Source organism: Janthinobacterium sp. BCJ23, from assembly GCF_059617945.1.
The window spans coordinates 767640-785354 of record NZ_JCAQAW010000002.1 but is presented as its reverse complement, the minus strand read 5'-3'; the positions used below and the strand labels follow the sequence as shown (position 1 = coordinate 785354).

Annotated in this window: 17 protein-coding genes; 11 read left to right on the top strand and 6 right to left on the bottom strand. The window is 60.9% G+C overall.

The features are described from left to right. The first annotated feature begins 1 nt into the window (after position 1). The 3 genes from AC54AG_RS09555 (at position 2) to AC54AG_RS09545 (ending at position 3194) form a co-directional block, all read left to right on the top strand. On the top strand, positions 2-1072 hold the full coding sequence (locus AC54AG_RS09555; protein WP_496630154.1) for a tetratricopeptide repeat protein: 1071 nt from the start codon (positions 2-4) through the stop codon (positions 1070-1072). Positions 1073-1098: 26 nt separating this feature from the next. Next, positions 1099-2001: an alpha/beta hydrolase gene (locus tag AC54AG_RS09550; protein WP_496630153.1), complete on the top strand. Its 903-nt coding sequence runs from the start codon at positions 1099-1101 to the stop codon at positions 1999-2001. 95 nt (positions 2002-2096) lie between these two features. Further along, positions 2097-3194 (top strand): serine hydrolase domain-containing protein, encoded by a 1098-nt coding sequence (locus tag AC54AG_RS09545; protein WP_496630152.1) that lies wholly within the window; start codon positions 2097-2099, stop codon positions 3192-3194. A 90-nt stretch (positions 3195-3284) separates the two neighbouring features. Here the strand turns inward: AC54AG_RS09545 and AC54AG_RS09540 are convergent, their stop codons facing one another. The 3 genes from AC54AG_RS09540 to AC54AG_RS09530 form a co-directional block, all read right to left on the bottom strand. Then, a complete protein-coding gene (locus AC54AG_RS09540) occupies positions 3285-4388 on the bottom strand; it encodes an HD-GYP domain-containing protein (RefSeq protein ID WP_496630150.1) in 1104 nt (367 codons plus the stop codon). 48 nt (positions 4389-4436) lie between these two features. After that, positions 4437-5615 (bottom strand): pyridoxal phosphate-dependent aminotransferase, encoded by a 1179-nt coding sequence (locus tag AC54AG_RS09535; protein ID WP_496630149.1) that lies wholly within the window; start codon positions 5613-5615, stop codon positions 4437-4439. Between the two features lie 83 nt (positions 5616-5698). Then, positions 5699-6133 (bottom strand): putative toxin-antitoxin system toxin component, PIN family, encoded by a 435-nt coding sequence (locus tag AC54AG_RS09530; protein ID WP_034755336.1) that lies wholly within the window; start codon positions 6131-6133, stop codon positions 5699-5701. A 30-nt stretch (positions 6134-6163) separates the two neighbouring features. On the opposite strand from AC54AG_RS09530, the gene yaaA reads away from it, so the two are divergent. Continuing rightward, positions 6164-6934: a peroxide stress protein YaaA gene (gene yaaA / locus AC54AG_RS09525; protein WP_496630147.1), complete on the top strand. Its 771-nt coding sequence runs from the start codon at positions 6164-6166 to the stop codon at positions 6932-6934. Between the two features lie 37 nt (positions 6935-6971). On the opposite strand, the gene AC54AG_RS09520 is transcribed toward yaaA, so the two are convergent. Continuing rightward, positions 6972-7775, bottom strand: coding sequence for an outer membrane protein assembly factor BamD (locus tag AC54AG_RS09520; protein WP_034755339.1), 804 nt, complete (start codon positions 7773-7775; stop codon positions 6972-6974). 89 nt (positions 7776-7864) lie between these two features. On the opposite strand from AC54AG_RS09520, the gene AC54AG_RS09515 reads away from it, so the two are divergent. Next, on the top strand, positions 7865-8890 hold the full coding sequence (locus tag AC54AG_RS09515) for an RluA family pseudouridine synthase (RefSeq protein ID WP_034755341.1): 1026 nt from the start codon (positions 7865-7867) through the stop codon (positions 8888-8890). Positions 8891-8913: 23 nt separating this feature from the next. Beyond that, entirely contained in the window at positions 8914-9675 is a 762-nt protein-coding gene (pgeF, locus tag AC54AG_RS09510) for a peptidoglycan editing factor PgeF (RefSeq protein WP_496630146.1), read from the top strand. Between the two features lie 16 nt (positions 9676-9691). Here the strand turns inward: pgeF and AC54AG_RS09505 are convergent, their stop codons facing one another. Next, positions 9692-9925, bottom strand: a complete 234-nt coding sequence (locus AC54AG_RS09505; protein WP_319991331.1) for a hypothetical protein — start codon at positions 9923-9925, stop codon at positions 9692-9694. A 105-nt stretch (positions 9926-10030) separates the two neighbouring features. Between AC54AG_RS09505 and phaC the strand changes: the two genes are divergently transcribed. The 4 genes from phaC (at position 10031) to AC54AG_RS09485 (ending at position 15347) form a co-directional block, all read left to right on the top strand. After that, positions 10031-11746, top strand: coding sequence for a class I poly(R)-hydroxyalkanoic acid synthase (gene phaC, locus AC54AG_RS09500; RefSeq protein WP_331776313.1), 1716 nt, complete (start codon positions 10031-10033; stop codon positions 11744-11746). A 224-nt stretch (positions 11747-11970) separates the two neighbouring features. Then, a complete protein-coding gene (gene phaR / locus AC54AG_RS09495) occupies positions 11971-12534 on the top strand; it encodes a polyhydroxyalkanoate synthesis repressor PhaR (protein ID WP_010399000.1) in 564 nt (187 codons plus the stop codon). A gap of 194 nt (positions 12535-12728) precedes the next feature. After that, on the top strand, positions 12729-14084 hold the full coding sequence (gene rimO, locus AC54AG_RS09490) for a 30S ribosomal protein S12 methylthiotransferase RimO (RefSeq protein ID WP_128143344.1): 1356 nt from the start codon (positions 12729-12731) through the stop codon (positions 14082-14084). 96 nt (positions 14085-14180) lie between these two features. Then, positions 14181-15347, top strand: coding sequence for a cystathionine beta-lyase (locus AC54AG_RS09485; protein WP_496630145.1), 1167 nt, complete (start codon positions 14181-14183; stop codon positions 15345-15347). A gap of 36 nt (positions 15348-15383) precedes the next feature. Here AC54AG_RS09485 and AC54AG_RS09480 read toward each other — a convergent pair whose 3' ends face one another. Then, positions 15384-15746 carry a DUF4870 family protein gene (locus tag AC54AG_RS09480; RefSeq protein WP_034755352.1) on the bottom strand — a complete coding sequence of 121 codons (363 nt, stop codon included), beginning with the start codon at positions 15744-15746 and terminating at the stop codon, positions 15384-15386. Positions 15747-15832: 86 nt separating this feature from the next. Between AC54AG_RS09480 and AC54AG_RS09475 the strand changes: the two genes are divergently transcribed. Continuing rightward, a complete protein-coding gene (locus AC54AG_RS09475; RefSeq protein WP_496630144.1) occupies positions 15833-17710 on the top strand; it encodes a serine hydrolase domain-containing protein in 1878 nt (625 codons plus the stop codon). Positions 17711-17715: the final 5 nt, after the last annotated feature.

Here is a 17715-nt window from a genome sequence, read left to right as displayed (position 1 = left end):
GATGAGCCTGATTAACAAGATGTTGCAAGACCTCGATGCGCGCGGCACCCCCGATGGACGCGGCGACGCGGCCGGTATCCGCTCCGTGCCCGAACGCGAGCGGGGCCTGCCGCGCGCGCTGGTCTTTGGCGGCGCTGCCGGCTTGACGGCCGCCGCCATCGCCCTGGGCTGGGTCTACCTGAAGCGCCCGGCCGTGCCGCCCGTGCTGATCAATGTGGCCAGTACGCCTGTTCTGGCTCCCTTACCAGTGCCGGTGCCTGTCGTTGCACCGGCTCCCGTGGTGGCTGCACCAGTTGCGCCCGTCGTGGCGCTTGAACCCGAACCCGTGTTCCAGGCCGAGAAAGTTGCTCCCGCGCCCGCCAAGGCGCGGCCCGCCGAAATGCGCCGCATCGTGGAAAAAGCGGCCAAGCCTGCCGCTGCGTCCGTGGTAAAAACGCCCGCACCGGCCGCCAGCGAGCGCATCATCGACGGCAAGCACGTCACTGCCCAGCAGCGCGTGGAGAATGAACACCGGCGCGCGCTGGCCCAGTTGCAGGATGGCCGCGTCTCCGACGCCATGCTGGCCTTGCAGCAGACCCTGCAGCTGGACCCGCGCCACCAGGGCGCGCGCGAAACCCTGGTGCGTCTGCTGCTCGAAGCGCAGCGCCCCGACGAGGCGGCCCGCCAGTTGCAGCTGAGCCTGGCATTGGACCCGAAACAGCCGGCGCAAGCGATGATGCTGGCCCGTCTGCAGCTGGACAAGGCCAACGGCGGCGCGGCCGCCCTCGATACCCTCACGCGCAGCTTGCCGTACGCCGCCGACAACGGCGAATACCGCGCCTTCCTGGCCGGCGTGCTGCAGCGCGAACAGCGCTACCGCGAAGCATCGGAACAGTATCAGCAGGCCCTGCAGACGGCGCCCGACAACAGCGTCTGGTGGATGGGCCTGGGCATCGCCTTGCAAGCGGACAACCACCAAGCCCAGGCGCGCCAGGCGTTCGAGCGGGCCAAGGGCTTGCAAACCCTGTCGCCGCAATTGCAGGCGTTTGTCGAGCGAAAATTGGTGCAGCTGACGGCGGCTGTGTCGAAGTAACTTTTACCTCAATGAAAGAAACCAGCTTGAAACCTCGCAATCTGCTCGTCGTCCTGTGCTGCCTGGCCAGCAGCGCCCTGGCCGCACCCGCCAGCCCGCCAGCCAGCTACGTGCTGGAAAATACGGAAGTGCGCGACATCCGTGCGCAAGCCCTGAAACGCGACTATCAGCTATATGTCGCCTTGCCCGATTCCTATCGGCAGGGAAATAAACGCTATCCGGTGCTGTTCGTCGTGGATGCCAATTACTCGTTCCCCATCGTGCGCAATATCGCGCAGCGTCTGAACAAGCATGCGGGGATGGAAGAAGTCGTGGTGGTCGGCCTGTCGTACGCCAACGGCGATGGCGGGGTGTACAGCCGCCGCCGCGACTACACGCCCACCACGCCGCGCAAGCACGATTACCGCTCGGACATGCCGGGGCGGCAACCAGCGTTTGGTGAAGCGAAGGCGTATGGCCAGTTCATCTCGGGCGAGGTGTTTCCCTTTATCGCCAGTAACTATCGCGTCAACATGCAGCGCAAGGTCTTCATCGGCCATTCCTACGGCAGCCTGCTGGGTCTGCAATTTTTGCTGACGGAACCGCGCACCTTCGAGCACTACATTCTCGGCAGCCCGTCGCTGTGGTACGACGCCGGCGTCATGTTCGACCGCGAGCAGGCATATGCGGCCAGCCACAAGGACTTGCCTGCATCCGTGTTCTTCGGCATCGGCGGCCTGGAAAAGCTGGCGGCGGGCAAGAAGCGTTCGCGTTTGGAGGAAGAGGCCGACATGCTGGCCGACCTGCGCGAGTTCGATGGCAAGCTGAAATCGCACAAGTACCCGGGCCTGAAGACGCGCTTGCGCGTGTTCGAGGATGAAGACCATGCGAGCGTGTTTCCCTTTATTCTGACGCATGGCTTGCGCGAGTATTTGAAGTCTTCAAACTGACGGTTCTGTTGCTGGCCGTTTGAATTCGCAGCCACGCAGTGGGCGGGGGTATAATTTCCCCAGTTGAAGGTTGTAAACCAAACGACAATATCCCCATGAAAACTTCTGATGCTGATAAAAAAGCGACTTCGCCACTGAAAATATTGGCGATTTCATTTCTATTGACAAGCGCTGTATTCGCCAATGCCCATGCTGAAAGTCATTCACCTGCGGACAAGTCGGGTGACTACGCTGCTGAAATTGACAGCTTGATCAAGGAAACAAATCCAAGAAGTTTCAATGGGGTCATTCTCATCACGCAACATGGGAAAGCAATATACTCAAAAGCCTATGGTTATGCGGATTTTGAAAATAAGGTGCCGTTGAAGCTGGACGATAACTTCAGGATCATGTCGAATAGCAAGCAGATCACGGCAGCGCTGATTTTGCGGGAAGTTGAAAAAGGCAGGATAGACTTGCATAGTCCCGTTAGAAAATACTTGCCTGATTTGCCGCAGGCGTGGGCCGACAAGGTGACCGTGCATCAGCTGCTCAACTTTTCGGCAGGAATCACTGAGATTGACCAGCCACTGAGCTTCCTGCCCGGAACGGATTTTTTATACGGCGTGACAACGTACGCCATGCTGGGACATATTTTTGAAAAAGTAAGCGGGAAAAAGTATATCGAAGCGGCAAATGACTTGTTCAAAGAGCTGGCAATGGACAATAGTTTTTGCTATGAGGAAGGCAAGAAGAATAACGTTATCAATGGCTATGTCAATTCGAAAAATGTATTCGCATTGAAAGTGCATCCGGTTCAGGGGCAAGGCTGGGTTGATTTTATCCCAGCTGGAGGCATTGTTTCAAATGCAAGGGATTTGAATGCATGGGATGAAAAACTTCATAAGGGGAAAATCTTAAAGCCGGAAACCTACAAGCTGATGACAAATTATGACATATCCAGTCAGCACGTCGCTTTCGGTGCTGAAAAAAATGGCTATGGTTATGGTGTCTATGTCAGTGACAAGACGCCGATGAAGTACATCGGCCACTCCGGAAAAGGCTTGGGCTTTGCATCAATCAAAATGTATTTCCCTGAAAAAGATGTCGACGTTGTTGTCCTGGAAAATCAGTTCAGCGAAGACAGCGCCCTTCATTACTATTTTGAAATAAAAATAAGAGAAATAGTGATGAATAGCAATCTTTTGAGATAGTAAAGATCACTTCGAATCATCAATTTTGCAGGCTGCCTGCGAAACTTGTCATCAAGGCATTCGCGTATTGCGATCCCATGCCAATAAGCGCTACAACCGCGCTTCATCCCCCCACACATGCCGCATGCTGAAGCGCACGCCCGCATCATCTTCATGCAGCGAGGAAACGATGGCGAACTGGCTGTCGCCCGTGTCGCGCGGCGTCATCTGCGATAGCTGGGCGGCGGCCAGCGGCGCGCCCAGCGGGTCGCTGAGCGGGTGGACCTGGCCGGCGCCCCGTTGCGTGACGACGCCCAGTTCGCCGCTGCGCAGGCGCACCAGAGTGCCAGGCGGATATTTGCCCAGCAGATTGACGAACTGTTCTCCCAGCAGCGGATCGATAGGTACGCCCTGGTCGAGGAAGATGTGCTGCAGCGCCTGGTCGGGCACGATGGAGCGCCGGTAGTTGCGCGCCGAGACGCGGGCGCAATAGCGGTCGGCTAGGCCGATCAGCTTGGCATTTTGCAGGATTTCATCGGCCGTGCGCCCCTGCGGGTAGCCGCTGCCGTCGTCGTTTTCATGGTGCAGCAGTACACAGCTCAGCCATTCCTCGTCGTCGACGCCGGCGCAGCGCAACAGTTCCGTGCTTTCCTGTGGATGCTGGCGCACGATGCGCATTTCTTCGTCGTTCAGGGGGCCGCGCCGGTCCTGGAAACTGTCGTGGTGGCGCAGCATGCCCACGTTCATCGTCAGCGCGGCCGCGCCGATCAACAGTAATTCATCGTGGGACTTGTGCATGCTGCGGCCCACCAGCATGGCCAGCAAGGCCGTTTCGATACAGTGGCGCACGGCGTAGCTGCCGGCGATCTGGTTGAGCAGGATGCTGGCCAGGGCGATATCGGCATCGTGCTCGAGCGCGCGCAGCAGTTCGCGGGCGATGTCGCGTACGTCGCGCTCGGCATTGTTTTCGCTGCGCAAGGCCAGCAGCAAGCGTTCCAGGCGCTGCGCCGCTTCGTTGAGCAAGCGCAAGACGGATGGCTGGTCCGGCGCGCCCACGTACAGGCCCAGCTGCATTAGCCGCCCCAGCTGCGCGCCATCCGTGATGATCTGTCCCTTGCGCAATTGCGGGCCGGCGCTGTGGTCAGCCAGAAACAGATCCCAGGGCAGGGGTTCGCCGGGAACCAGATCGGCTGGGTCGATGCGACGCTGTACCATGCTTGTCATCCTTTGCCCCGCCGCAGCGGAGCCATGTTCAGTGCTCGGTTATATGCTGCGCAGGCGCTCGAGCGCCAGGCGCAAGGTTTCGTCTTTCTTGGCAAAGCAGAAGCGCACGATGCCCGACTCCTTGCCCTGCGCATAAAACGCGGACACGGGAATGGCGGCCACCTTGATTTGCGTCGTCAGCCATTCGGCGAACTGCGCTTCGCTCTCTTGCGAAATGGCATCGTAGCGCACGCACTGGAAATACGTGCCGTCGGCTGGCAACAGGGTAAAGCGGCTGCCCGCCAGGCCATCGCGGAACAAGTCGCGCTTGCGCTGGTAGAACGCGGGCAAGTCCAAGTAGGGCTGCGGGTCGGCCATGTAGCCGGCCAGGCCGTGCTGCATCGGCGTGTTGACGGTAAAGACGTTGTACTGGTGCACCTTGCGAAACTCCGCCGTCAGTGCGGCCGGGGCGGCTACATAGCCGACCTTCCAGCCCGTCACGTGATACGTCTTGCCGAAGCTGGAGACGATGAAGCTGCGCGCCGCCAGTTCCGGGTTGCGGCTTAATGAGGCGTGCGGCACGCCGTCGTACACCATGTGTTCGTAGACTTCGTCGGACAGGATCAAGATTTGCGTGCCGCGCACGATGTCGGCCAGCGCGGCCACATCGGCGGGGCGCAAGATCGTGCCCGTCGGGTTGTGCGGCGTGTTGATGATGATCAAACGCGTCTTGCTGCTGACGGCAGCGGCCAGCTTGTCCCACGGCACGCTGTAGCCGTGCTCACCCACCTCCATGGAGACGAGCACGGGCACGCCGCCGGCCAGCGCGATGGCGGGCAGATAGCTGTCGTAGGCCGGTTCGATGACGATGACTTCGTCGCCCGGGTGCACGCAGCACAGGATGGCCGTGGTAAGCGCCTGCGTGGCGCCGGCCGTGACGGTGATTTCCGTGCCGGCATCATAGCTGTGGCCGTACAGGCTGGCGATCTTCGCGGCAATCGCTTCACGCAAGGGCGCGGCGCCCGTCATCATCGGATACTGGTTGTGGCCGGCGCGCATGGCGTCGCTGACGCGGTCGACCAGTTCAGGCGCGCAATCGAAGTCGGGAAAGCCCTGGCCCAGGTTGACGGCGCCATGCTGGGCCGCCAGGCTGGACATGCGGGTAAACACGGTGGTGCCGACAGCTGGCAAGCGGGTGGTCAGGGCGGGAGTCGTGTAGGGCAGGGACGGACTGTTCATGAACGGTAGGGGCGCGGTGCGGAAAGTGGAATCGTGTCCCATTCTAGCGCAGCGCGCCCCGTTGCGTACGGTGCTTTAAAGGCTCAGCCCGGCAATGCCCAGCCTTCCGGCACCATGATCTTGAACATGCCGGCCTTGGCCGTCTTGCGGGCCAGTTTCAGCAGCGCCTTGTCCTTGGTGATCAGGATGTCGGCGTTGGCGTCGCGCGCCAGTTCGAGGAATTTCTGGTCATCCTTGTCCGTGCAGACGGGCAGGCGCACGCCGGAGACGGGCGGCGCCACGACCGTGATGTGGGCGTCGAAGCGGGCGGCGGCAACGGCGCGGCTCGCTTCATCGAGCGGCAGATGTTTGTAGTGCAGCACTACCAGATATTCCGCGCGGCAATCTTCGCGCGTGATGGCATGTACGGCGCCGCTTTCCATGGCCGCCAGCAGCCCCGCCCAGCGCGGGTCGTTGAAGACGAACAGGTCGAGGCAAACGTTGGTGTCGAGGACGAGTTTTTGTGGAGCAGGTATCATGTCGGCAATTCTATTCTGTAGTGATAATTTATGTTGATCGTGCTTTCGCCCGCCAAGAGTCTCGACCTGGAGACGCCGCCAACAACCTCGTTGCACAGCACTCCCGATTTTCTCGACCATTCCGCCCAGCTCATCGCCCGCATGCGCCAGTTTTCGCCCGCCGAAGTGGGCAGCCTGATGGGCATTTCCGACGCCTTGTCGGCCCTGAACGTGGCCCGCTACGCGTCCTGGACACCCCAGCTTGATGACGCGCGCCAGGCCATCATGGCCTTCAATGGCGACGTGTATGCCGGTTTCGAGGCGCGCAGTCTGCAGCCGGCCCAGCTCGACTATGCCCAGTCGCGCGTGCGCATCCTGTCGGGCCTGTACGGCTTGCTGCGCCCGCTGGACCTGATCCACCCGCACCGCCTGGAAATGGGCACGCGGCTGTCGACCGCGCGCGGCAAGGATTTGTATGCGTTCTGGGGCGACACCATCACCAACGGCCTGAACCGTACAGCCAGGGAGCAGGGCGCGAAAGTGCTGGTCAATCTTGCTTCCGAAGAATATTTTAAATCCGTCAAGCCGCGCCAGCTGGATGTGCCCGTCATCGCGCCCGTGTTTGAGGACTGGAAGAATGGCAAATATAAAATCATCTCGTTCTACGCCAAGCGCGCGCGCGGCATGCTGGCCCGCTATGCGGCCGTCAACCAGATCCGCGATCCCGAGCAGCTGAAGCAGTTCGACGTCGATGGTTACGCGTATGTGCCGGAAGCATCAAACGATACGAGCTGGGTGTTCCGGCGCAAAGTGGGCGAATAAGTAAAAAAACCGGGCTAGCCCGGTTTTTTATTGCAGCTTACTGCCAGAATTTCCACCACTTGCGTTCCTTGTTCACCCCTTCCGGGCTGAGGAATGCCGTGTTCGGGTAGTTCTTGGTCAGCACGCGCAAGGCGTCGTCGCGCAGGTCAGTCAGGCCCAGCTTGTCATACGAGCGGTACATGATGAACAGCGCTTCTTCGATGGCCGGCGAGGCACGGAAGTCGCTGACCGTCGTTTGCGCGCGGTTGGCGGCGGCCAGGTAGGCGCCGCGGCGGTAGTAATAGCGCGCCACGTGCACTTCGTATTTCGCCATCGCATCGATCAAATAGTTCATGCGGGCCAGCGAATCGGGCGCATATTTACTATTCGGGAACTTGTCGACCAGTTGCTTGAAGGCGGCAAACGCTTCGCGCGTGGCTTTCGGATCGCGCTCGGTCGGATCTTGCTCGTACAGGAAGTTCAGGAAGCTGATCTGGTCGTTAAAGCTGATCAGGCCCCGCAAGTAGTACATATAGTCCACATTGGCGTGGTTCGGATGCAACTTGATGAAGCGTTCGACGGCAGCCAGTGCCTGCGCCTGGTCTCCCGACTTATAATACGCGTAAGCGATCTCCATCTGCGCTTGCAGAGCATAGTTGCCGAAAGGATAGTTAGCCTCCAGCTTCTGGAACAGGCCGATTGCAGCTTCATAGTGCTGCCCGGCCATTTCTTCACGCGCCTCCGAGTATAATTTCGTAACGGACCAGTTTTTGGTCTCATCCACTTTTTCAGGCAACAAGCTGCAAGCGGACATGCCGAGCAGAACGACTGAAGCGACTACCAACGATAATTTTTTTTGCATGACGTTTTGCAAGAAGGTTTTAACCAAGATTTTACAATAGGCTGATTATAGCCGATGGGAATGCTGTGATATTAACTCCGAAGCCTAATTTGGCTGACCCCGCGTTTGACTCCCTTTCTGACCATGCTGCCGAAGAGGCGTTTGACGGCGATTTTGCCGCCGACGACGTCTTCGAGGAAATGGCCCCGATTACATTGGAACTGACGCCGGACGCCTGCGGCCACCGCCTCGATAAAGTCATCTCCAAGCTGGTGCCGCAATACTCGCGCAGCCGCTTGCAATTGTGGCTGGAAGCCGGTTTCGTGACCGTCGATGGAAAAGTTGCCAAACGCAACATGACCGCCTATGGCGACGAAAAGATCGTCATTCTGCCGCAAAGCGCGCCGGAAGACGAGGCTTTTAAGCCGGAAGCGATGGAATTGAACATCGTGCACGAAGATGAGCATATCATCGTCATCAACAAACCGGCCGGACTGGTCGTGCATCCGGGCCCCGGCAACTGGTCGGGCACCTTGCTCAACGGCTTGCTGCACCACTGTCCGCAGCTGGCTGGCGTGCCGCGCGCCGGTATCGTGCACCGCCTGGACAAGGATACGAGCGGCCTGATGGTCGTCGGCAAGACACTCGCTTCACAAACGGATCTCGTGCGCCAGTTGCAGGCGCGCACCGTCAAGCGCGAATATTTCGCGCTCGTGTGGGGCACGCCGAAAATGGCGGGCACCATCGATGCATCGATCGCGCGCCACCCGCGTGACCGGGTCAAGATGGCCGTCTCGGAAAACTTTACCGCCAAGCCCGCCATCACGCACTATGAATTGATCGGCAGCGGCGAACTCGACCGCCGTCCCGTGAGCCTGATGCAATGCCGCCTGGAAACAGGCCGCACGCACCAGATCCGCGTGCACATGCAGCATCTGGGATTCGCGCTGGTCGGCGACTACGTGTACGGCAAGCAGCACCTGGTGTCTGTCTTCTCGCGCCAGGCATTGCAGGCGCGCCGCCTGGGCCTCGTGCATCCGGGCACCCTGGAAGCGTGCGAGTGGATCGTGCCGCTGGCCGATGATTTCGCCGAGCTGATCGCTACCGCCGGTATTCCCGAGCCGGAACAGGTTTGATGACGTCGCCGTTGCCTTGCCTTATGCCCGATTGGCCCGGCTTGCCCGCGAACGTGGGCGCGCTGGCGACCGTGCGCGCGGGCGGTGTCAGTGAAGGGCCGTACGGTGACGGGCAGGGCGGCGGCGGCTTGAACCTGGGCACGCACGTGGGCGACGATCCCGCGCACGTGGCGGCCAACCGCGCGCGGCTGGGTGCCATATTGCCTGCCGAGCCGGCCTGGCTGTCGCAGGTGCATGGCGTGGCCGTGGCCGATGCTGGCAAGCTGGACGGCCATGTGCCGGACGCCGACGCCAGTATCGCCGCCTTGCCTGGCGCCGTGTGCGTGGTGATGACGGCCGATTGCCTGCCGGTACTGTTCTGTTCGACCGATGGCTTCGTCGTCGGTGCGGCCCACGCGGGCTGGCGCGGCCTGGCCAGCGGCGTCTTGCAGCGCACGGTTGCAGCCATGCGGGCGCAGGGCGCGACGGACATCCTCGCCTGGCTGGGGCCGGCCATTGGTCCGCAGCAATTCGAAGTGGGTCAGGACGTGCTGCAAGCGTTCCGCGATGGCGCGCGTGATGATGTTGAACGGCAAGTACTGAGCGCCGCCTTCGTCGCCATCGCTGGCAAGCCGGGCAAATACCTGGCCGACATCTATGCACTGGCGCGCACCATGCTGCTGCGCGATGGCCTGGCGCAAGTGGCAGGCGGGGAATATTGCACCGTCAGCGATGCGGCGCAGTTTTACTCGTACCGGCGCGATGGCGTCACGGGAAGACAGGCCAGCTTGATCTGGCGCAAATAATCTGCACGGCAGACACTTATGTGTCTGCCGTTTTTGTTTTATCGTCTGCTGATGCTTGGGCACGCGCCTTCTGTTCCGCGATGCGCACGGCCTTGCGTTTGCGTCGCCGCGAGCCTGTCAGATAGAATAGGATGGACAGCGGGATGACGCAGTACAGCACGAAGGTCATCACCCCGGCGACGATGGACGGTTCCGTCAGCGCCATGAGGCCAACGACATAGATCCAGGCAACAGCGGTCATGAGCATCATTGGTATTGCCAGTCAGTAAAAGTTTGCATGCAGGTGGCCCGGAAGTAATTATTTATTAATTCTTGAATGGATTTACATATACCTATGAATATGCCCGATCCTCAAATGATGACCAAAGAATGGATGGCGCAGATCAGCAATCCTGAGCAGTGGAAGACGTGGTTCAACATGGTACCGCAGCCCCAGGGCAATCCGATTGCCGGCATTTTGCAGGATGCGGGCGCCAGCATCAAGCCGGAAGCGATCGAGCAACTGAAAAACGCCTACGTAGCCAAGCTGACGGGCTTGTGGGCCGACTTTATGGCCGGCAAGGCGCCGGAATTGAAAGACCGCCGCTTCGCCGCGCCCGCCTGGCACGCCAGCCCTTTGTCGGCCTTCAATGCGGCCGCCTACCTGCTCAATGCGGAGTTTCTCAGCGCCATGGCCGATGCCGTGGAAGCGACGCCGCACCAGAAGCAAAAGATTGCGTTTGCCGTGCAGCAAATCGTCGATGCCATGTCGCCGGCCAACTTTCTTGCCACCAATCCCGACGCCCAGCAAACCCTGATCGAGACCAAGGGCGAAAGCCTGACCAAGGGCTTGAGCAATATGCTGGCCGACATGCAGAAGGGCCGCATTTCGCAGTCCGACGAATCGGCCTTCGAAGTGGGCCGCAACGTGGCTACCACGCCGGGCACGGTGGTGTTTGAAAACGCCTTGTTCCAGCTGATCCAGTACACGCCGACGACGGCCACGGTACACCAGCGGCCGCTGTTGATGGTGCCGCCGTGCATCAATAAATTCTATATCCTTGACTTGCAGCCGGAAAACTCGCTCGTGCGCTACGCAGTGGAGCAGGGCAATACCGTGTTTCTGATGTCCTGGCGCAATCCCGACATGAGCATGCAGCACCTGACGTGGGACGATTACGTCGAGCAAGGCGTGATCGAGGCGATCAAGGTGACGCAGGAAATCTCCGGCCAGGACAAGCTCAATATGTTCGGCTTTTGCGTGGGCGGCACCATCGTCTCGACGGCGCTGGCCGTGCTCAAGGCGCGCGGCGAGAATCCGGCCGCCAGCCTGACACTGCTGACCACTTTCCTCGATTTCTGCGATACGGGCGCGCTCGACGTCTTTATCGACGAGCCACAAGTGGCGCTGCGCGAGCAGTCTCTGGCCAAGGGCGGCCTGATGACGGGCCGCGACCTGGGCAGCACTTTCTCGAGCCTGCGGCCGAACGACCTCGTGTGGAACTACGTGCAGTCGAATTACCTGAAGGGCAAGGAGCCGCCCGCGTTCGACCTGCTGTACTGGAACGGTGACGGCACGGGCTTGCCAGGCCCCATGTTCTGCTGGTATCTGCGCAACACTTACCTGGAAAACAGCCTGAAAGTGCCGGGCAAGCTGACGGTGGCCGGGGAAAAGGTCGACCTGAGCAGCATCGACGCGCCCGCTTTCATCTACGGTTCGCGCGAAGACCATATCGTGCCCTGGGGCGCGGCCTACGCCAGCACGGCCTTGCTGAATCCGAAAAAACCGAAAGCCAACCGCTTTATCCTCGGTGCCTCGGGCCATATCGCCGGCGTGATCAATCCTGCCTCGAAGAAAAAGCGCAGCTACTGGAGCAATGACAAGCCACGCACGGCGAAAGCCAAGCCCTTGACCGCCGAGCAATGGATGGAAGGCGCGACCGAACACGTGGGCAGCTGGTGGCCCGAATGGGCGGCCTTCCTTGCCGAACACGGCGGCACCCAGGTGAAGGCACCAGGCAAGCCAGGCAACAAGCGCCACGCGGCTATCGAGGCGGCGCCGGGCCGGTATGTTAAAGTCAGAGCGGATTAATTCACAAAGCGTTTTTGCTGGCAAGACCGGCGTAATCTCCGGTCTTGTCAGGAATCTACTTTTAGTTGCGTTGCAATAAATGCGGGAATCTACTACCCTGATGTGCAATGGAGTTGTTTTCCACTCTATAATGCAAAAAGTAGGCAGGTGCGAAAGCGGACCCTGGTTCGCTTTTTTTTCGAATCAACTCAGTATGCGCTGCGGCGCAATAAGTGGAACTTGTGATGAGTAGTGCAAAAAAAAGTATAGACCGCCTGATTAAAAAATATCCCAACCGCCGTCTGTATGACACGCAAACCAGTTCCTACATCACCTTGACGGACGTCAAGCAGCTGGTGTTGGACAATGAGGTGTTTACCGTCGTCGATGCCAAATCCAATGAAGATTTGACGCGCAGCATCTTGCTGCAAATCATTCTGGAAGAGGAAGCGAACGGCGCACCGATGTTCTCGAGCAGCGTGTTGTCGCAGATCATCCGCTACTATGGCCACGCCATGCAGGGCATGATGGGATCCTACCTGGAAAAGAACGTGCAAGCGTTCACCGATATCCAGCACAAATTCACGGGCACCTCGGCCGGCAGCTTCGAAGGCAAGCCATTCAGCCCTGAAATGTGGACCCAGTTCATGAATGTCCAGGGCCCGATGATGCAAGGCATGATGAACAACTACATCGACCAGAGCAAGAGCCTGTTCGTGCAGATGCAGGAGCAGATGCAGAGCCAGAGCAAGAATCTGTTCGGCACGTTCCCGTTTGTTCCGCCTGTCCCGCCAACGGACAAGAAATAGTCTATGCCACACGCTCACCGGGCGATTTGATCGCCCGTGAGTTGTATCGGCGTCATCAAAACAGCATAGTTCTGCCAGCAAGGGGCGGCTCGGGGTACAATAGCCGATTCGCCTCATCATTTTACTAGCTGCCAACTATGTCTGAAATTCACCGTATTCCTGTTCCTTCCGCCCAGCCCGAGGCCATGCTGGCCATGCCAGGTGCGGCGCCGAAAGTGGGCTTTGTCTCGCTCGGCTGCCCGAAAGCGCTGGTCGACTCCGAACAAATCCTGACCCAACTGCGCGCCGAAGGCTACGAAACGGCGAAATCCTACGCTGGCGCCGATCTGGTGATCGTCAATACCTGCGGTTTTATCGATGCCGCCGTACAAGAGTCGCTCGACGCCATCGGCGAAGCGCTGGCTGAAAACGGTAAAGTGATCGTCACCGGTTGCCTGGGCGCCAAGAAAGATGCTGCCGGCGACGACATCATCATGAAGGTGCACCCGAAAGTGCTGTCCGTCACGGGCCCGCACGCCTTGGCCGAAGTGATGGATTCCGTCCACTTGCACCTGCCGAAGCCGCATGCGCCATTCCTCGACCTGGTGCCGCCGCAAGGCGTCAAGCTGACGCCGAAGCACTACGCCTACCTGAAAATTTCCGAAGGCTGCAACCACCGCTGCAGCTTCTGCATCATCCCGTCCATGCGCGGCGACCTCGTCTCGCGTCCGATCGGCGAACTGATGATCGAAGCGGAAAACCTGTTCAAGTCCGGCGTCAAGGAATTGCTGGTCATTTCGCAAGACACCTCGGCGTATGGCGTGGACGTGAAATTCCGTTCCGGCTTCTGGAATGGCCGTCCCGTGAAAACCCACATGACGCAGCTGACGGAAGCGCTGGGCGAGCTGGCCAAGTCCTACGGCGCCTGGGTGCGCTTGCACTATGTGTATCCGTACCCGCACGTGGACCAGATCATCCCGATGATGAGCGGCGGCCACATCCTGCCTTACCTCGATATTCCGATGCAGCATGCGCACCCTGACGTGCTGAAACGCATGAAGCGTCCGGCCAGCGGCGAGAAAAACCTCGACCGCATCCAGGCCTGGCGCGCCATCAACCCGGACCTGACCATCCGCTCGACCTTCATCGCCGGTTTCCCAGGTGAAACGGAAGCGGAATTCGAGTATCTGCTGGACTTCCTCAAGGAAGCGCAGATCGACCGCCTCGGCTGCTTCGCCTATTCGCCTGTCGAAGGCGCGACCGCCAACGCCATCGCCAACCCCGTGCCGGAAGAGCTGCGTGAAGAGCGCCGCGGCCGCGTCATGCTGCTGCAGGAAGAAATTTCCAAGAAACGCCTGCAAGCGAAGGTCGGCAAGACCGTGCGCGTGCTGATCGATGAAGTCACCCGCTCCGGCGGCGTGGGCCGCTCGTCCGCCGACGCGCCGGAAATCGATGGCGTCGTGTATGTGAAGCCGCCATTCGAGCCGCACCGCAAGCTGGCGGTCGGTCAATTCGTCGATGTGACGATCACCTCAGCCGACGCGCATGACCTGTGGGGCGCTGCCGAGTAAGCAGGTGTAACAGTCGTACGGCGTGCAGGGCGTAAAGCCCTTACAATCAAGGCGGACCAGCACAGGCTGATCCGCCTTTTTTTATTTCCCGACGCCATGACCACACCCAAATCTCCGCAAACCGCGCTGATCCACAGCGATTACCAGGCGCCGCAAGGCTTTGCCGCGTTTCCGAACGCCATCCACCATGCGTCCACCGTGCTGTTCAAGGACGTCGCGGCCATGCGCTCGGGCGACTGGAAAGAGAAGAACGCCTACACCTACGGCTTGCACGGCACGCCCACCACGTTCACCCTGGAAGCGCGGCTGGCCGAAATCGAAGGGGGACAATACTGCCTGCTGGCGCCGTCGGGCCTGGCGGCCATCGCCATGGCGGATTTTGCCTTGTTGAAAACGGGTGATGACGTTTTATTGCCGGAAAATATATACAACCCGAACCGCGAACTGGGACGCTGGCTGGCGCAGGACTTCGGCATCACGGCCCGCTATTACGATCCGCTGATCGGCGCAGGCATCGCCGCCCTGATCCAGCCAAACACCAAACTGATCTGGACCGAAGCGCCAGGTTCCGTGACGATGGAAGTGCCGGACTTGCCCACCATCTGCGCGGCCGCCCATGCGCGCGGCGTGCTGGTGGCCCTGGACAACACCTGGTCGGCGGGCCTGGCCCTGCGCGGTTTCGACCTGGGCGTGGACATCATCATGCAGGCGCTGACGAAATACCAGTCGGGCGGCTCCGACGTACTGATGGGGGCGCTCATTACGCGCGAGCGGACGCTGCATGACCGCCTGGCGCAGGCGCACATGCGTCTGGGCATGGGCGTGGGGGCGGACGATGCCTATCTGGTGCTGCGCGGCTTGCCCACCATGAAGCTGCGCTTCGACGCGCACGACGCGGGCGCGCGCACGGTGGCCGCCTGGCTCAAGGGGCGCGGCGAGATCGCCACGGTGCTGCATCCAGCGTTCGCCGATTGCCCGGGCCACGCCATCTGGCAGCGCGATTTCACGGGCGCGGGCGGCCTGTTTTCCGTGCTGTTCGATGCCCGCTACACGGAGGCGCAGACGGACCGTTTCGTCGATGCCTTGCAGTTGTTCAAGATTGGCTACAGCTGGGGTGGTGCGAACAGCCTGGTGATGCCGTACCGCATCGCCGCCATGCGCAAGGGCTGGCAGTTGCCGGGACAGCTGGTGCGCCTGAACGTGGGGCTGGAAGATCCGCAGGACTTGATCGCCGATATCGAACGGGCGTTCGCGGCGATGTAGGCGGCGGCAAGCCGTTGGCTTGCCGCGAAGCACTTGTTACATGGGCACGGGCTTGTTGTTGTTCAGGTCGAGGAAGCCGCGCAGCAGGCGGTACGCTTTCCACAGCCAGGCCACGCCCCACACGATGATGGCCAGCGGAATGCCGATCAGCGTGACCCACAGGATGGCGCCGACGACGACCCAGGCCACATACCACCAGAAGGAACGGATCATCCAGCTGTGATGGCTGTACACGAAGGTCCCGGCCGCCTCGTCCCGCTTCACGTAATTGATGATGAGCGGAATGAAGGAAAACGCGCCCAGCGAAAACACGAAGCTGGCGCCATGTATCAGGTACAACCACCAGGCCAGGTTTTTGGTCTGCTGGAGTTGGGTATCCAAAATAATATCTTGTGACATGAAAGCTCCCGTCGTTGCTCAATTTTTAATTGTAACAAGCAAAGCGGCGCAGCAGCGCAGTCCATGGAAAAAGGCAGAATACATTGTTGAAACGAGATCGATATCTTACCGTGGCCGCGCGCGCGAGGTCATGGCTGCAGCGCGCCGTGCCAGCCTTGCTGCTGTGTGTCACGGCTGCCCATGCGGCCGGCCCCACCCTGGAGGCGGAGTTCGCCGCCGGCTTGAAGGACGAGGGCCTGGCGGGCGCCGTCTGGAGTGAAGTCTTGCCTGACGGAATAGTCAAAGTCGGCGCGTCCGGCTTGCGCGATGCCGCCAAGAATATACCGATGCAGACCGACACGCGCATGCAGGTGGGCTCCGTGGGCAAGGTGGCGCTGGCGCTGGGCGTCTTGCGCCTGGTCAGCGAAGACAAGCTCACGCTCGACACGCCATTGCAGCAGGTGCTGCCGGAACTGGCGCTGAAAAATCCGTGGCAGGCCAGCGACCCCGTGCGCATCCGCCACCTGCTCGCGCATACGTCGGGCCTCGATAACGTGCGCTTCTGGCAGGCCTTCAGCCTGAACCCGGCGCCGGAGACGCCGCTGGCCGAGGGCTTTGACGGTGGGCGCAATCTGCTGCGCGTGCGCGCGCGGCCCGGCAGCCGCTATGCGTACTCGAACATGGGCTATGGCTTGCTGGGCATGGTGATCGAGAAGGTCACGGGCCAGCCCTATGAACGCTACCTCGATGCGCAGCTGCTGCAACCGCTGGGCATGGCGGACAGCACGTTTGCCTATGTTACGCAAATGAGCACCCAGGCGGGATCGCATGCGGACCCGCGTCTGGCCATGGGCCACTTCGAACATGGCGTGGCGCAGCCGGCCGTGCCCCAGTATTTGCGTCCGGCCGCGCAATTTACCACTACAGCGGCCGACATGGGCAAGCTGGCGCAGTTCCTGATGGGCGATGGCAAGCTGCAGGGCACGCAGTTCATCGACCTGGCGCTGATGGGCGCCTTGTCCGAACCGGCCGGCACGGATGCGGCGCAGGCGGGCCTGGCAACGGGTCACGGCCTGGCGCTGGCCGTACGCGACCGCCATAACGTGGTGGGTGCCTGCCATCCCGGCACGACTGTCGGTTTTCGCGCCATGCTGTGCATCTACCCGGAACAGGACAGCGCATTCTTCGTGGCCTTCAATACGGATGCGGAGCAGGCCGACTATGAACGCTTCAACCGCCTGCTGCTGCGCGACCTGGAACTGCCGCTGCGCGCGCCGGCCCCGCGCGGCACGCCCGCGCCCACGGTGGAAAACTGGCAGGGCGTCTACGTGCCGTCGCCCAGCCCCATGGCCAGCATGGCCTGGGTCGACGCCGTCTTCGGCTTTACTCGCCTTAAATGGGATGGCGAGTCGCTGTTCCTGATCCCGTTCCAGGGCGAACCGAAGGAACTGGAGCCGGTGGGCGGCCTGCTGTTCCGCGCCAGCGACCGCAGCACGCCATCGCACGTGCTGATGCAGGAGGATGGCAAGCATGTGCTCAGCGACGGCTTGCGCAGCTATGAGCGCGCGTCGATGCTGCGCATGCTGGTGCTGTGGGGCAGCCTGGCCCTCGGGGCGGCCGGCTTGCTGTACGTGCTGCTGGTGGGCGTGTGGCGCGCCGCGCGGCGCAGCCTGGAACGGGGCGACCATCTGTTCGCGCCTTTGCTGGCCATGCTGGCGCTGCTCTTGCCGCTGCCGTTTTTCTATTTCCAGTCCTACCTGCGCCTGGGCGACGTCACCATCGCCAGCGTGTTGCTGGCATTGACGACGGGCGCGCTGCCGCTGGCGACGGCGTTCGGTTTGGGCCGCTGCTGGCGCAGCCGCGGCACGGCGGCCGAGGCGGGTTCGCTGGCGAAATGGGATTGGGTGGCCTTGCTGGCTGCCTTGCAACTGCTGCTGGTGCTGGCTTGGTGGGGCTTGCTGCCGCTGCGTATGTGGCAGCTGTAGCGGGC

Bases quoted from the DNA above. Each gene is read 5' to 3' on its own strand.
- rimO (WP_128143344.1), top strand. From the start codon at position 12,729: ATGCCAGGTGCGGCGCCGAAAGTGGGCTTTGTCTCGCTCGGCTGCCCG.
- yaaA (WP_496630147.1), top strand. From the start codon at position 6,164: ATGTTGATCGTGCTTTCGCCCGCCAAGAGTCTCGACCTGGAGACGCCG.
- AC54AG_RS09485 (WP_496630145.1), top strand. From the start codon at position 14,181: ATGACCACACCCAAATCTCCGCAAACCGCGCTGATCCACAGCGATTAC.
- AC54AG_RS09520 (WP_034755339.1), bottom strand. From the start codon at position 7,775: ATGCAAAAAAAATTATCGTTGGTAGTCGCTTCAGTCGTTCTGCTCGGC.
- AC54AG_RS09480 (WP_034755352.1), bottom strand. From the start codon at position 15,746: ATGTCACAAGATATTATTTTGGATACCCAACTCCAGCAGACCAAAAAC.
- AC54AG_RS09535 (WP_496630149.1), bottom strand. From the start codon at position 5,615: ATGAACAGTCCGTCCCTGCCCTACACGACTCCCGCCCTGACCACCCGC.
- phaC (WP_331776313.1), top strand. From the start codon at position 10,031: ATGATGACCAAAGAATGGATGGCGCAGATCAGCAATCCTGAGCAGTGG.
- pgeF (WP_496630146.1), top strand. From the start codon at position 8,914: ATGCCCGATTGGCCCGGCTTGCCCGCGAACGTGGGCGCGCTGGCGACC.
- AC54AG_RS09505 (WP_319991331.1), bottom strand. From the start codon at position 9,925: ATGATGCTCATGACCGCTGTTGCCTGGATCTATGTCGTTGGCCTCATG.
- phaR (WP_010399000.1), top strand. From the start codon at position 11,971: ATGAGTAGTGCAAAAAAAAGTATAGACCGCCTGATTAAAAAATATCCC.
- AC54AG_RS09540 (WP_496630150.1), bottom strand. From the start codon at position 4,388: ATGGTACAGCGTCGCATCGACCCAGCCGATCTGGTTCCCGGCGAACCC.
- AC54AG_RS09545 (WP_496630152.1), top strand. From the start codon at position 2,097: ATGAAAACTTCTGATGCTGATAAAAAAGCGACTTCGCCACTGAAAATA.
- AC54AG_RS09555 (WP_496630154.1), top strand. From the start codon at position 2: ATGAGCCTGATTAACAAGATGTTGCAAGACCTCGATGCGCGCGGCACC.
- AC54AG_RS09530 (WP_034755336.1), bottom strand. From the start codon at position 6,133: ATGATACCTGCTCCACAAAAACTCGTCCTCGACACCAACGTTTGCCTC.